Below are 13,989 nucleotides of genomic sequence, written 5' to 3'. Positions count from 1 at the left end.
CGGCTCCTTTTACCTGTTTAACTATGAAAGCAAAAAGGCGCCACCCCCTGATGGGAGTTGGCGCCTTTGCCTGTATAGAACCAAAATGTAATATTAAATATGTCTTTAATCTGTTGGGTTAGTTACCGTACAGATGAAATTTGATGTATCGATATTTACTTAGCTAGCATCGTGCGTGCCAGAATAACATCAACATGTAAACCATTGTTTTTAATCATCATTATTTCATATGCTTTTATAGGTTAATCTGAGTCATGTCCACCTTAGTGATGTGCGCACCATAATGAGGCGCACCAAGTTCAACCTTTGAGCCACCAGGGTTCATTATTGCAATGATTTGTGTCGCCATTTGCACCACTGATAACCCTTTTTGCATGGCCTGTTGCAGAATAATCTTATGCGCTTTGGTTTCATCAAAACCTTGTTGCATCACAATTAACTTTGCCTGATTAATCAACTTGGCAGATCTCATCTCCTCATCTAACTTTTGTAATTTTGACCAAGTTTTTGATGCTGCGATAAATCGTGTTTGTGCCAAATTCACTAAACTCACTAAACGGTCTGCTGCAAGATCACCAGGGACAAATGTTATCCGTCCACAATCAAGTAACCCATTTAACTGATCTTGATGCCATTGTTGAGCATTCACTATGATGGTGAGAGGCTTATTATTTAACAATCGAAGAACGAAGCCGTGTAAAACCCCGGTGAGTTTTGCGGTAATCAGGATTAACACATCAAAATCTTGTTGTGGGATCAACTTTTCAACCTGGCTCACTGAACTTGAAACCGTAACCTGTCCCAACGTGGCCAATACCGAAAGATGCTGATCTAATTGCTGGGATTGTTGACAACTTTTTGAAGAAATATCAGCTTCACAGAATACTAAAGCGCGCATAAGCTTTGCTCCTTGCGGACGGTTTTAGGGTTCGACATTAATGATTCAAAACGATTTCGCCAAACCATTTTGCTTAACTTTATAAGCTGTTCATTACAATCAACATCGGCATTTAATACCTTTAACTGACAGAAAAATGATGGCGTTGTATTTGGTGATAAATCAGCTCTATTTTGGCAAATAAGGGGAATTAACATCACCAAAGTGGCTTCAATACTACTTATGGCCTGCTCAATCATCGCAGCAGACATGCGCTCAGCGAGTGCTTTTGAACCAAACGGTGACACTTCGCGCCACAACAGTGCAAGTACATCAGCAGACAGCTCCGCTTGACCTGTTTTTGCACCACAAAACCCCTCTAGCAAAGTTGGAATACTGATTTCAGACACCAGAACCTCACCGGCCATGCTATTCACAATGCGCACTTGGGTTGTGACCCTTGGGTTAATTTCAGTTTCACCTTGCAGCCCTTTAAAAATAGCAATACTGCCATTTGTGTATTCATGCTCAGCAATTAAAATTTGGCAAACTTGCTGATGTAAATCATCTAATCCCGGATGAAAGTAACTGCGCAAACTGATTGGTGCATTAGCCGGATTCATACAACGAGATGCGGTTTGAATAATACTTCTAAGGCCTAATTCTTGGTGGAGTAAACGGCATTCATCTAATACCGCTGTAAAATTGCCTGCACCTACATAAACAATATTATCCGCCGCTAATGCTGCTTTTGCTTGCACAGCAGTGACACAAGCTTTAATGCCCAAGGCCTGAATACAAGACTCAACATGTCGACGATGCGGTAAGGCTTGGCTATCACCATGCAGCATCACTTTAATGCCTTTATTAGCCAATAATTTAGCCACCAACAAAAGCCATGGTAATTGTTCTCGCTTGCCCGCATAAACTGGCCAATCAATATCGACCACGAGTTCAGACCAAGCCCGATGGCAAATTTGGCGTAACCCCGCCACCACGCCAGCAACTTCGTTAATGGTTTCACCTCGCACTCGCATGAGCATCATGGCAGCAGCCATTTGAGGACGTGAAACCTTGCCTTTAGCAAACCCTTGTATCAGCAAACTAGCTTCAGCGAAAGTTAAGCTGCGTGACCCTTTTTCACCTTTGCCTAGGGCTTTTATCAATAGCCGAAAATCAAATTCGTCCACGGATGTTAATGGAATCTCACCAATCTTAGGCATACTCAACCTCACAAACCATGTGATCATAATGAGCTGATGAATAATCAATATCGGCTAATAGTTGTGCTAACTGCTGGCCAATAGACACCACTTCACCAATGATGATCAGCGTTGGGCCAGAATCGTTAATGGTTAACGCCGCTTGGCTCATCTCTGCCACCGTTGAATAAGTCACAATTTGGTTGGCACGACCACCGTTAGTGACAAAAGCAACCGGCAACTCAGGCGAACAGAGCACTGACATCAATCCTATTGAAATACGGCTTGCTTGTTCTTTGCCCATATAAAACACTAATGTCGATTGCGCCGCTAACAGAGCTTGCCATTGAGCTGGGGCATAAGCACTGTCTGCATCAGTCATTTTTGTGCCAGTAATTAACGTCACGCTTCTGGCTAACCCACGAAATGTTAATGGAATACCGGTACTAGAAGCACTGCCTAATGCCGCGGTGACTCCCGCATAAAATGATGACTTAATACCTTGCTGCGCCAAGTACAAAGCTTCTTCGCTACCACGGCCAAAAATATGTGGGTCGCCACCTTTTAACCGCACCACTTTCAAACCTTGCAGGGCTAACTCATATAACAGCGCATTAATATCTTCTTGCTTGGTGCTGGGCTGGCCACAACGTTTACCCACAAAGTGACGCTGACAATTAGCATCTATCAGAGTCAAAATATCGCTACTGACTAAACTGTCATAAACTAAGGCATCAGCTTGAGACACCACCCGAGCAGCTTTAATGGTCATTAAATCTAACTGACCACACCCAGCGCCCACAATCGCCACTTCCCCAGCTTGAAGCTCACTTTTATTTGTTGCACAAGTTCGCTTTGAATCAATCAGTGTTTTGACATTATTCATTATGCTGCGCCCTCTTTGGCTGAAGTGGTTTGTTGTGCATCATGCTCAACAACAAACGACAAGGCATCTTGCCACCCCCTTGTTGCACATTGCTTAACCTCACTGTTACAGCTACCACATTGGCGGCCACAACCTAAGCTTGATTGGGTTTTATCTAATGCAGCATTAAAGTCGAGCTGGTCAATGCCACTTTGCATCAGTTGATGATCAAATTGCCGACTTATTTCATTGCTAATGTCTGCTTCACTCACACCCGTGCATGCGCATACCAGTGGACTATTACCCGCACGAATCTGAGCATGAATTTGTTGTATTAATTTGCGGTCTAATACTTGACCAACAAAAGATTGCATCGGCTCCAGTGCCACTAGCACAGGTTTATCCGACAAGATTTTTAACGAGGCTAATACGCCTTTTTCTTGATGACATTGAATGTGTAATATCTGATCTGCACAAATTTGAGTGGTTAATGTCATGGTCCACGTCAAGACATGAGGCGAAGGCTGATGAGCAAAACCATCGTGATCGTGTTCAAATCCAATATGATGACAAACACCATTAGTCAGTTTTTGAGGTACTTGCCAACATAATCCCCCAGCTTCGCTATCGTGCAAACCAAAAACCACACCTTGCAAGGACAAATGCAGTGGCGACAAAGCAACAGGTTGGCACTTAAAGGCCGCTTGTTGGGATACAGGATCAAAAGCTGCGCTAATGGCTTGATTAACCCCTCGCGTTAATGAAAACTGCTGCGACCAGTGCATTGACATAAAAGCTTGATTAACCGGAATATCACCATCAGCAATAACTCTTGCAGCAGTAAAAGCTGATAAGCGCTCGCTAGCAGACTTGATTTTAACTAACTGGAAAGGCTTTAGACCCAATATCCCGAGTTGTGTTGGATTGACGCTAATCTGTGGTTCGGGAATGCTCGCCCGTAAACTTGCAATATGACCAGTTCGAGTCATTGTGTGCCATTGGTCACGACTGCGACCGCTATTCAATAACAACACTGAAGCGGTGGCCATTCTCTCAGTGGTTGCTAACTCAAGATCCACTAATTTAGTCTTAATAAACTGTGCTTTGCCTGAATGGGTAGCAAATTGACCATCCGTAAATACACGAGTGTTAGCTTGACCTATTTGCGAGGCATCCTTCACCGGCCATTGAGTTGGCGGTAAATCATCATAGGCTTGAGGCGATAATTGAGTTAAACCAGACAGGTCAAAACGCTTATAAGGGAAAGTTTGAGTTACTTTGGATGACAGTTGTGCATGCTCTTTAAACACTGCAGCACTATCTGCAAATGAAAAGCCTTCAAAGCCCATTTTTGTTGCCACTTGAGAAACCGCCCACCAATCAGGTTTAGCTTGTCCCTTAGGTTTAGCAAAACCACGTTGACGAGTAATAGTCCGTTCACTATTGGTCACAGTACCGCATTTCTCTGACCACCCTTGTGCGGGTAGTAACACATCGGCAAGTTTGGCAGTGTCAGTATCAGGGATCACTTCAGACACCACCACAAATGGACAATCAGCGAGAGCTTTGGCCACTTTGTCACTATTAGGAAGCGAGACGACCGGGTTAGTCCCCATAATCCATATCGCTTTAATTCGACCATCGGCAACAGCATCAAACATATCTATGGCCGCTAAGCCTTTTTGCGCTGCAACATCATCGCAATGCCAAAAGTCAGCCAGTAACTGCTTTTCTGGCTCACTAAAGCCCATATGACAAGCTAACTGAGTCGCTAGACCACCAACTTCTCTGCCCCCATGGCGTTAGGTTGACCCGTTAACGAAAAGAAGCCGCTGCCTACCTGACCAATTTGGCCTAATGCTAGGTGGCAGTTAATAATAGCGTTAGTACAATCTGTGCCGATTATGGATTGATTGACCCCTTGGCATGAAGCCGTTACCACTTTGGTTGAGCTGGCAAATAAATCATAAAATTGCAGTAACAACTCAAGATTTAACCCAGCATGTTTTGCCAAAGCGGCTAAATTGCTACTCAAATGTTGAGCCGGTTGAATAACCTCGTCGAAGCCTTCTGTATGAGCTGCTATGTAAGAATGGTTTAACTTGTTGTTGTCGGCTAAATAGCCCAATAACCCTGTAAATAGACTTAAATCGGCTCCGGGATGAATTGCTAAATGCAGATCGGCTTGTTTAGCTGTTGCGGTTTTAATCGGATCGATCACCACCAATTGCGCATTGGTTAACTTTTTAGCCGCTAAAATGCGCTGAAATAACACAGGATGGGTCCAAGCTGTGTTCGCGCCAATTAATACAATAACTTCAGCTTGCTCTAAATCCTCATAGCAACCCGGTACTACATCTTCACCAAAGGCTCGTTGCATTGCGCTAACTGCTGACGACATACAAAGACGAGAGTTAGTGTCAACATTCGCGGTTTTTAAATAGCCTTTGGCAAACTTATTGGCAACGTAATAGTCTTCAGTTAATAGTTGACCCGATAAATATAACGCAACCGAATCAGGACCAAATTGTTGGCGAGTTTCAGCAAATTTTTGCGCAATAAGTTGAGTTGCCTCGTCCCACTGAACGACTTTCCCTGAAGCCAATCTGGGATAACGTAACGTATTAGGTTGAACTAAGCTTTCTAATAAACGCTCACCTTTAGCACATAACTTACCCAAATTAGCCGGATGTGATTGATCCCCTTTCAGCGTAAAAGCAGCAGGCGTTCCATCAAGTTGTGGTGATTCTGACGACAATGGGGTTGAGTGTGAGGTAATGGTTAACCCACAGCCGACCCCACAATATGCACAACTTGATTGAAAAACTGTCATTCCAACACCTATATCATTGACTCAATAATTACCTTCACAATCGCAACTACCGTGCCAAAAATATATATCACTGAAACTTATAGATTTTCTCCAAACCCCCTCAAATTTACTACCCACTCTGCGCAACATAAGTGCAACAAACCGCACCAGTTTTGCGCATCTTATTGAAAAACAACAAGTTTATATACCTATTTAGAGGTATATAAACTTGGTTAACTCGATAGGTAACACCTAAACTCAACAAAAAAAATGGAGTCATCAAGACTCCATTTAAGGTTTAAAAAGCAAATGCCTTATTAGCTGTTGCGTAGAGCAGCAATGCGTTTTTCTAATGGTGGATGGCTCATTAAAAATTCCGCCATTGAACGCTTACCATTAATACCTAATGCTGACATTTGAGCTGGCATAGCACCGGTTTCTGGGCCTGTCTTTAAGCGTTCTAACGCAGCAATCATCTTGTGCTTACCCGCTAAGCGCGCTGCACCTTCGTCAGCTTTAAACTCACGAATGCGAGAGAAGTAAGCCACAATCATTGATGCCAAAATACCAAATAACATATCAAGCACAAACACTACGGCCATGTATGCGAACATACCAAGACCTTCGCCCTCTTCGTCATTGCTAGCAACCACATTGTTAATAATGCCAGCAACAACACGTGCCGCAAAAATAACAAAGGTATTCACCACACCTTGGATTAAGGTTAGGGTTACCATATCGCCATTAGCAACGTGGCTTACTTCATGGGCCAATACGCCTTCAATCTCGTCTTGAGTCATGCCATAAAGCAAACCAGAACTTACAGCAACCAACGAATTGTCTTTACTTGGGCCTGTTGCAAACGCGTTCATTTCTGGTGACTGATAAATAGCCACTTCAGGCATTTTAATACCAGCTTGCTTCGCTTGACGCGCAACGGTTTCTACCAACCAACGCTCTGTGTTGTCACGTGGATTAGTGATCACTTCACAACCCATGGTTTTCTTAGCCATCCACTTTGAAATAGCTAAACTAATAAATGCACCACCAAAACCAAAAATGGCAGCAAATACTAATAATCCACCCATGGTTGAGGTGTTCACCCCTAGAATAGACATTACAATTGAGGCCACTAGCAAAATTGCCATGTTGGTCGCAATTAACAAAAATATACGCTTCATTTTAGCTCCTGTGTTGGCATAATTGCCGATATCAATTTAGTCTACAGACATAATATGTCTGAATGAATCATTTTCAAGGTTTTGAGAGATTAATAATTATTTAACTGACAAAATGGCTCATTTACGCGAAGTCTAGGTATGTAAACTTAACCGAATATTAATTTACCCCCAAATCAAGCTACTAGTTCATTTGTCGGCGAAACAGATGTCAAAAATTGAACAAATCTTGGCAGAACATGTATATAAATCAGGGTTATGCTTCTGAGCTAACTTTGTTAAGATAAGTACATGGCAAATTTCAGCCACCATTAAGCTTGCTCATTTGCGATTGAAAAAAGGAAATTTTATGTCTGCTAATGTTCTACTTTTAAGTGCTTCACGTGAGGCTGATACTCCTTATTTGCACCACGCCATCCCTTTTATTAAGCCACTATGTCAACCTAAACAACAGTGGATTTTTATCCCCTATGCAGGCGTAGGAATGAGTTTTGATGACTATTTAGCTAAGGTACGCCAAGGGCTAGCTGAACTACCGATAACCATCAATAGTATTCATGAGTTTGGCGATCCTAAACAAGCCATAAAAGATGCCGATGGTATTATTGTGGGGGGTGGTAATACCTTCCAATTATTAAATGAGCTCTATCGTTATGATTTATTAAACTTAATCAAAGAACAAGTGAGAGAAGGTAAGCCTTATGTGGGGTGGAGTGCCGGCGCAAATATCGCAGGCCAATCCATTAGAACCACCAATGATATGCCCATCATTGAGCCGCCATCGTTTGTCGCAATAGGATTAGTGCCATTTCAAATTAACCCCCATTACACCAATTACCAAGCCCCTGGCCAAAATGGGGAAACACGCGCACAGCGTCTGTTTGAATTTACTCAAGTTAATCCACTGACACCTGTTATCGGCATTCAGGAAGGCTCTGCACTGCGTTTAGAAGGCCATAAACTTAGCTTAGTCGGCGATAAAGAAGGCTATTTATTTCATTGTCAGCAGCAAGCCATTCCGATACCTGCTGGTAGTGATTTATCACATTTTTTATAAGCTTAACCATCTGCTTCATCATAAAAAGTGACGTTAAAAATAACACCACTTTTTAGCTTACTATTTTCAAGGCTTGCTTTTCACTCCGTTTGACTCGCCTCTGTGCTGGGTATTTCGCTCCCCTAGTTGCTCACACAAAGGCTCTTCATCCAACTGCGCCATTTGTGCACAAGCAGATGATAACGGTGATGACGATGCCACACCGCCCATCGCTAACTCTGACTCTTTAAATACTTGCGCAGCGAGCTCAGCTTCTGCTGTATGAGCTAATTTATTGACCAAACGATATGCCATTATCACGCCGGCGACGCCAAATATAATTGATCCAATAACCTGACCAATTAACACCCCGTAGACTTGCCCCCATTGGGCGCCAAAATACACAAAGGGAATCGTACCCAGCGTTGCCTTACCAACATTAAAAAACGTCGAATACTTAGGTTTACCTAAGTTATTAAAAGATGCATTGGCAACAAACAAAATACCGGAAAAGATAAAAAATACTGCAATATATTGGCAGAAGAACAAAATCACCGCTGCGGCATCCCCTTTCATGTCAAAGCCACTGATAATTTGATGCCGCAATAAAAACAGCACTGACGACACCACAAGCACATAAACCACACAAAATTGAATCGCTTTGGTTAAGCTTTGCTTCACTCGACCAAATTCATTCGCCCCAAAGTTTTGCCCAACAATGGGGCCAACCGCGCCAGATAAAGCAAAAATCATCCCAAAGCTGACAGGAATTAAGCGCCCCAACACCGCCCAGCCGGCAACATAACTGTCGCCAAAGTCAGCGATTGCTCGAGTCACTACAGCATTACCAATCGGCGTTGCCACATTGGTCAACATAGCCGGTCCGGCAATAGCAAAAATGACCGGTAAATCTTGTCTAAACTCATCAAAGTTAAACTTGCCCAGCAATTGATGTTTCACAATCACCCCATGACCCGCAATCAATAACACTGCACAGCGTGACAATACTGAAGCAACCGCAGCACCTTCAATACCCATGGCAAATAAGAAGATAAAAATGGGATCAAGCACTGCATTCACGCCGCCCCCGGCTAAAGTTGACATCATAGACAACTTCGCATCGCCAACCGCCCTTAATGCACCGCCTAATGCCATGGCCAAGCAAATAATTGGCAGCGATGGAACTAAAATATACAAATAGCTTTGGGCTAATTGTGCTGTATAACCCGTTGCCCCCACCAAGGCTAATAGTTCTGGCACAAAAATCAGCACGGTTATCGCCACCAAAATACCGGTAATTAATGTCACCACAGCACAATTCATAAATAAGCGCTTAGCTTGATGACTATTTTTCGCCCCCACAGCCCGAGAAACTAATGCACCTAACGCAATAGATAAACCAATGCCAATGGAAGTTGTAAAAAATGAAATAGTACCGGCATACCCCACTGCAGCGGCAAGCTCTTGTTCTCCCAGTAAACTTAAAAAGAAGATATCCAGTAAATCAACGACAAATAGCGCCGAAATGCCGATAGCAGCGGTAGAGCTCATCACTAAAATATGGCGTAGTATTGGGCCTTCAACAAACTTCGCTGTGGTCATTTATATCCTTATAAAACAGATTTTTACGATTCAACCAATGAGGATAAGCTTTCTAGCTCGCTACCGCAGTGGTTACAAAATTGCGCATCATTATCATGGCCTTTTTTACCACAATTGCTGCATTTACGTAGATCACGAACCCTTACAATCTCATGGGAGATTTCAGCCGTTAATATGCCGGTAGGAATGGCGATAATCGAATATCCAATCAACATAGTAATTGCCGCAATCCCCTGCCCTAATGGGGTTTGTGGCGTGATGTCGCCATAACCTACCGTGGTAATTGTCACTATGGTCCAATAAATAGACTTGGGGATGGAACTAAAGCCGTTATTTGGCCCTTCTACTACATACATAATCACACTTAATACCAGAATGATTAGGCTAACTGAAAAGAAAAACACAAACACTTTGCGACTTGATTGCATCATAGCTCTAAGTAGCAAGTTACCGTCAGCTAAAAAGCGTAATAATTTAAGCACCCGAAAAACCCTAAATAACCTCAGTACTCTAAGTGCTAACGCAAAATTGGCTCCCGGAAATATTAACGCAAGATAACTAGGTAAAATTGACAATAAATCAACTACCCCAAAAAAACTACGAGCATACTGTAAGCGATTTTGTGAGCAATATAAGCGCAATAGATATTCAATGGTGAATAACAGAGTGAAAAACCACTCGCCTATCAAAAAATACTGCCCATAATCAGTATGTAAACTATCAATGGTATCTAGGCAAATAAGTAAAATGCTCAGTACAATCGATATCATCAAACCAATATCAAACGCTTTACCTAAGGGGGTGTCAGTACCAAAAATAATTCTTCTTAATTGTTGTTTTAAAGCTGACTCTTCTGATATTTGTTGGTTCATATCCTATAAACTCATTTTTCACAAAGTAACGTTTTAACCATACCATTTGTAAACTGATAACGTTAGAATCTAAGCATCACAGGCACACTTTAGTCGAAATCGACCACTCTTTTCTGAGTGAATAATTCAACTGAGTTAACAAAATTATAATAAAGCTCATTATACGGAGATCACATGCGTTTTGGTTATTTGTTTTTAATCATTGGTTTATCTTTTCCTTTTATGGCAAGCGCATCATCAAATCAAACTCATTCTAAAATTGATTTAGTGATAGTGAATAAATCAGAATCCAGCATGTCTGTACTTCGTGATGGTCAGGTGATCAAAACCTATGCAATTGCGATGGGAGATGCGCCAATAGGGCATAAATTAACAGAAGGCGATCAACGCACGCCTCAAGGGCGATACATACTCGATTACAAAAAATCGGATAGTGCCTTTTATAAATCAATTCATATCTCATACCCTAATGATGAAGATAAACTCAGGGCAAAAGCCTTAGGCATTAGTCCTGGAGGAATGATCATGATCCACGGTCAAAACCCTCGCTCAAAAATGTCGCCCGAAGAGGCACAGCGATATAATTGGACCAATGGTTGTATTGCGGTGACCAATAAAGAAATGGACGAATTATGGCGCATGATTGACGAAGGCACGCCCATTGAAATTTGGCCATAACCTCTTAGCTTGTTGTATAAGCAGATTTTTAGGAAGCAGATGAATTATCAATACCTCAATGACACATGGCCGGAGTTTAGCCTGCGTGTGCAACATTTTATTCAACAACTCGGTTTAGATAAATTGGCACTTGATTGCGACCATTGTGCATTACGAGTTAACCATCAGCAAAAAGCACAATTATTGGTAGATGAATTTAGCCAACATGGTGAGATTATTTCCAATAACATGATTAATGGTCGCCCTATTTTAATCATCAAATTAGCAGAACCATTAATGTTGGCAGGTACACCTATTCAATGTGTCGAATTGCCTTTCCCATCAGATAAAACCTACCCTGTTGAAGGTTGGGAACATGTAGAATTGGTCTTGCCCTCAAATGCGCAAACCTGTGATGAATTAGCCGATGAGTTAGTAGCTAAGCTGCCACAACTTGCCCCAGTGATTGCCGGTAACACCGACATTAAGGTCAAACAAAGCTCACCCAAAGGTGACAACGAACGTTTAGCGAATCCGACCATTGCTTTTAAAGCCAATGGGATATGCGTTAAAGTACACCCCCACGGTATTCAAAAAATAATTGAGAGCGAGCAAGCTTGATAGCACAACCGAAGAATACTGAGCATGCTAGCTAGGCTTGGTTAATACCAATCGTAATAAATAACTGATCACCCTAGCTTGTTAAAACACTCGATAACAGCGTTAGATTTTTTGATTGTAGAATAACTACTTAACCTGAGCTGCGGATAAGAGATTAGCTAACACACTAATTTATTGAGATTTACTTTAGCAAAGATTTCTAGAGAGATATTTTTGCTTAGAACAAATTTAACGCAGTTATCAGTAAAAATAGCCTCTAGAAAGCAAGTTGTTATCCGCAGCTCAGGTTACTTATCGAAAAAATCTGCCTTGTTCTCTAGCATTTTTCCTACGCTATTTTTGATCACTTACTTATCGTGATAGGTATAAGCTAAACATCTTGTCATCCAAAGCACCCATTAACAAAAAGGGCAATCATGATGATTGCCCTTGGTTTAAATGGTATTAAATCATTTGAAGTGAAACCGCTAATTAGCCGTTTTCTCAGCGGCTAAAACGCTCGACATTGGCGGTACAATTGAAACGGGATCTAAGCGCATTTGAAACCAATTTAAACGCCAATCCAAATGCGGCCCTGTGACTCGACCAGTTGCGCCAATCTCAGCTAACTTTTGTCCTTGAGTGACCACATCGCCATTCTTAGCGTAGATTTTGCTCAAGTGTAAAAAAGTCGAGCTCACACCGTAGCCATGGTCAATGATTAACGTGCCACCTGAATAAAACATATCAGGTACTGCCAAGGTAATAACACCATCAGCAGGAGATACAACAACGGTGCCCGTTGGGCGGGCAACATCAACCCCATAATGTGGATTACCTGGCACATCATTGTAGACCCGCTGACTTCCATAAACACCAGAAATACGCCCTGTTGCCGGCCAGATAAAGTCTTGCATAAAAGCATCATTATCAATAAAGGTATCGCGGGCGGCTCGGGTTTGTTTAGCATCTTGTGCCGCACGCGCTTGAGCAACAGGATCGGGTTTCATAATCTTTTGGCTAATACCGCTCACGCGATCAATCTTGTACTCTCGGCTGGCTATTTTTAATGGTTTAAGTTCTGTTAGTCCCGAAGGATAAATCACTTCTAACATTTGCTCAGCTGCCGCCTCGCGCTCAAACCCCATCGCAAAATGACCTTTTGGAGTAACCTTTAACGGCTTACCATTGAGCTTGACTTCACTTCCAACTGGCACATTGCCACGCACTAAAGCACCTTGTTCAAATTTGCCTTTGAACTCAACCTGTGCATTAACGTTATGGACAATGCCGAGTGTAGTGAATAATACAGCACTATTAAGAAGTGATAAAAATCTCATGAAAAATTAACCTCTAACCGCAATGGCGCCCTTACCAATACCTTCAAATGCTATCACTTTGAAATGACTTTCAGGCACCTCTTTGGATAAGGTATTTGCCATAAACTCGGCTAACAATTCTACCGTGGTATCGTGAGGGATAATGTCACATAAGGCTTTAGGCATCGCTAACTGAAAATCGCCCTGAGGTGCTTGGTAATGAAATCCAAAATGAGTGTCATCACTGACACAGGTTTGTTTCGACAAAGACAAAGTATCAACCGAGACAAGATCATCTTCACAACCTAAGTAAATATCCTGCCAACGCTTGGCCCAATATTCATCCCAGTTGGGTGCGGCGATACCATTTTCGAAAATGGTGACTGGGCTACGATGGCCATGGGCAATTCGTTGACAATTACCATCATGCTTACGTAAACCATGGCTGTAGTGATAATAAGGCGTGCTCAGTACTTCATTACGCAGCGTTAAACTGATCCCTTGGACGTTTTCAGGTAAGGCTTCTCGTAATGCTTTCTGTAAGAAGTCATTCACACTTTCAAAGTCGATGACTTCGGTAGGGATCAAAGCAAATGCTTGAGATGGACAAGCTAAATGAATATCGCCTTTTTGACTGACAAAATCCATCCAGACTCTATCGCCTTGCTGCTGCCATCTGACTTGGTTACAGGCGGTTGGGATCAGCAATCGATGATCTGCAACATCGTCAATGGTATTTTTAATGGTTTTTTTGACTTTAGAAAAGTCGAGCACCATATTTTGCTCATCTAATCCGCCGTCAAGTAACACATCGACAATCCAGCTCTCGCCGACCATGCCACGAATTGGACAAAGATATGAGAAATCGATGACAGTTAAGTCTTTTACGAACAGTTGCATTAATGCTCCTAGGTAGAAAAACAGTCCACCTCAGTGAAAATCACTTCCATTTGGCAATTGGCCAAAGGA

General features: G+C 42.3%; 13 protein-coding genes. 3 read left to right on the top strand and 10 right to left on the bottom strand.

Annotated elements, in window-relative coordinates:
• Positions 1 to 235: 235 nt before the first annotated feature.
• The 6 genes from HBH39_RS07080 to htpX all read right to left on the bottom strand — a co-directional run bounded on the left by HBH39_RS07080 (position 236) and on the right by htpX (position 6,937).
• Positions 236 to 898, bottom strand: coding sequence for an ANTAR domain-containing response regulator (locus HBH39_RS07080; RefSeq protein ID WP_167676877.1), 663 nt, complete (start codon positions 896 to 898; stop codon positions 236 to 238).
• The gene (locus HBH39_RS07075) at positions 886 to 2,100 is read right to left on the bottom strand and encodes a glycosyl transferase (protein ID WP_167676875.1); all 1,215 of its coding nucleotides are present in this window, start codon (positions 2,098 to 2,100) and stop codon (positions 886 to 888) included. The genes HBH39_RS07080 and HBH39_RS07075 overlap by 13 nt, the downstream gene beginning before the upstream one ends.
• Positions 2,093 to 2,965: a uroporphyrinogen-III C-methyltransferase gene (gene cobA / locus HBH39_RS07070; RefSeq protein ID WP_167676873.1), complete on the bottom strand. Its 873-nt coding sequence runs from the start codon at positions 2,963 to 2,965 to the stop codon at positions 2,093 to 2,095. Before cobA ends, HBH39_RS07075 begins: the two co-directional genes overlap by 8 nt.
• A complete protein-coding gene (locus HBH39_RS20045; RefSeq protein ID WP_167676871.1) occupies positions 2,965 to 4,695 on the bottom strand; it encodes a nitrate reductase in 1,731 nt (576 codons plus the stop codon). The genes cobA and HBH39_RS20045 overlap by 1 nt, the downstream gene beginning before the upstream one ends.
• A 20-nt stretch (positions 4,696 to 4,715) precedes the next feature.
• The gene (locus HBH39_RS07060) at positions 4,716 to 5,777 is read right to left on the bottom strand and encodes a molybdopterin-dependent oxidoreductase (protein ID WP_167676869.1); all 1,062 of its coding nucleotides are present in this window, start codon (positions 5,775 to 5,777) and stop codon (positions 4,716 to 4,718) included.
• Between the two features lie 296 nt (positions 5,778 to 6,073).
• Complete coding sequence (gene htpX / locus HBH39_RS07055; RefSeq protein ID WP_167676867.1) at positions 6,074 to 6,937, bottom strand: protease HtpX; 864 nt, start codon at positions 6,935 to 6,937, stop codon at positions 6,074 to 6,076.
• Between the two features lie 346 nt (positions 6,938 to 7,283).
• Here htpX and pepE point away from each other — a divergent pair, with 346 nt between their 5' ends.
• Positions 7,284 to 7,991, top strand: a complete 708-nt coding sequence (gene pepE, locus HBH39_RS07050) for a dipeptidase PepE (RefSeq protein WP_167676866.1) — start codon at positions 7,284 to 7,286, stop codon at positions 7,989 to 7,991.
• Between the two features lie 66 nt (positions 7,992 to 8,057).
• Here the strand turns inward: pepE and HBH39_RS07045 are convergent, their stop codons facing one another.
• Together HBH39_RS07045 and HBH39_RS07040 are read right to left on the bottom strand one after the other, a co-directional pair.
• On the bottom strand, positions 8,058 to 9,572 hold the full coding sequence (locus tag HBH39_RS07045; protein WP_167676863.1) for an MATE family efflux transporter: 1,515 nt from the start codon (positions 9,570 to 9,572) through the stop codon (positions 8,058 to 8,060).
• 23 nt (positions 9,573 to 9,595) lie between these two features.
• Positions 9,596 to 10,444, bottom strand: a complete 849-nt coding sequence (locus HBH39_RS07040) for an ion transporter (RefSeq protein ID WP_167676861.1) — start codon at positions 10,442 to 10,444, stop codon at positions 9,596 to 9,598.
• A gap of 222 nt (positions 10,445 to 10,666) precedes the next feature.
• On the opposite strand from HBH39_RS07040, the gene HBH39_RS07035 reads away from it, so the two are divergent.
• On the top strand, positions 10,667 to 11,122 hold the full coding sequence (locus HBH39_RS07035; RefSeq protein WP_244325784.1) for a L,D-transpeptidase family protein: 456 nt from the start codon (positions 10,667 to 10,669) through the stop codon (positions 11,120 to 11,122).
• Between the two features lie 39 nt (positions 11,123 to 11,161).
• On the top strand, positions 11,162 to 11,722 hold the full coding sequence (locus tag HBH39_RS07030; protein WP_167676857.1) for a VOC family protein: 561 nt from the start codon (positions 11,162 to 11,164) through the stop codon (positions 11,720 to 11,722).
• A 467-nt stretch (positions 11,723 to 12,189) separates the two neighbouring features.
• Here the strand turns inward: HBH39_RS07030 and HBH39_RS07025 are convergent, their stop codons facing one another.
• The gene (locus tag HBH39_RS07025; RefSeq protein ID WP_167676855.1) at positions 12,190 to 13,041 is read right to left on the bottom strand and encodes a M23 family metallopeptidase; all 852 of its coding nucleotides are present in this window, start codon (positions 13,039 to 13,041) and stop codon (positions 12,190 to 12,192) included.
• 6 nt (positions 13,042 to 13,047) lie between these two features.
• A complete protein-coding gene (locus HBH39_RS07020; protein WP_167676853.1) occupies positions 13,048 to 13,920 on the bottom strand; it encodes a 6-carboxytetrahydropterin synthase in 873 nt (290 codons plus the stop codon).
• Between the last annotated feature and the right edge of the window lie 69 nt (positions 13,921 to 13,989).

Source organism: Shewanella aestuarii, from assembly GCF_011765625.1.
Classification (GTDB): domain Bacteria; phylum Pseudomonadota; class Gammaproteobacteria; order Enterobacterales; family Shewanellaceae; genus Shewanella; species Shewanella aestuarii_A.
The sequence above is the reverse complement of the archived record's forward strand: the minus strand, read 5'-3'. Positions and strand labels throughout refer to the sequence as shown.

Excerpts from the sequence above, each read along its gene's own strand:
- HBH39_RS07075 (WP_167676875.1), bottom strand. The coding sequence starts at position 2,100 with ATGCCTAAGATTGGTGAGATTCCATTAACATCCGTGGACGAATTTGAT.
- htpX (WP_167676867.1), bottom strand. The coding sequence starts at position 6,937 with ATGAAGCGTATATTTTTGTTAATTGCGACCAACATGGCAATTTTGCTA.
- HBH39_RS07040 (WP_167676861.1), bottom strand. The coding sequence starts at position 10,444 with ATGAACCAACAAATATCAGAAGAGTCAGCTTTAAAACAACAATTAAGA.
- HBH39_RS07020 (WP_167676853.1), bottom strand. The coding sequence starts at position 13,920 with ATGCAACTGTTCGTAAAAGACTTAACTGTCATCGATTTCTCATATCTT.
- HBH39_RS07025 (WP_167676855.1), bottom strand. The coding sequence starts at position 13,041 with ATGAGATTTTTATCACTTCTTAATAGTGCTGTATTATTCACTACACTC.
- HBH39_RS20045 (WP_167676871.1), bottom strand. The coding sequence starts at position 4,695 with ATGGGCTTTAGTGAGCCAGAAAAGCAGTTACTGGCTGACTTTTGGCAT.
- HBH39_RS07080 (WP_167676877.1), bottom strand. The coding sequence starts at position 898 with ATGCGCGCTTTAGTATTCTGTGAAGCTGATATTTCTTCAAAAAGTTGT.
- HBH39_RS07035 (WP_244325784.1), top strand. The coding sequence starts at position 10,667 with ATGGCAAGCGCATCATCAAATCAAACTCATTCTAAAATTGATTTAGTG.
- cobA (WP_167676873.1), bottom strand. The coding sequence starts at position 2,965 with ATGAATAATGTCAAAACACTGATTGATTCAAAGCGAACTTGTGCAACA.
- HBH39_RS07045 (WP_167676863.1), bottom strand. The coding sequence starts at position 9,572 with ATGACCACAGCGAAGTTTGTTGAAGGCCCAATACTACGCCATATTTTA.
- HBH39_RS07030 (WP_167676857.1), top strand. The coding sequence starts at position 11,162 with ATGAATTATCAATACCTCAATGACACATGGCCGGAGTTTAGCCTGCGT.
- pepE (WP_167676866.1), top strand. The coding sequence starts at position 7,284 with ATGTCTGCTAATGTTCTACTTTTAAGTGCTTCACGTGAGGCTGATACT.
- HBH39_RS07060 (WP_167676869.1), bottom strand. The coding sequence starts at position 5,777 with ATGACAGTTTTTCAATCAAGTTGTGCATATTGTGGGGTCGGCTGTGGG.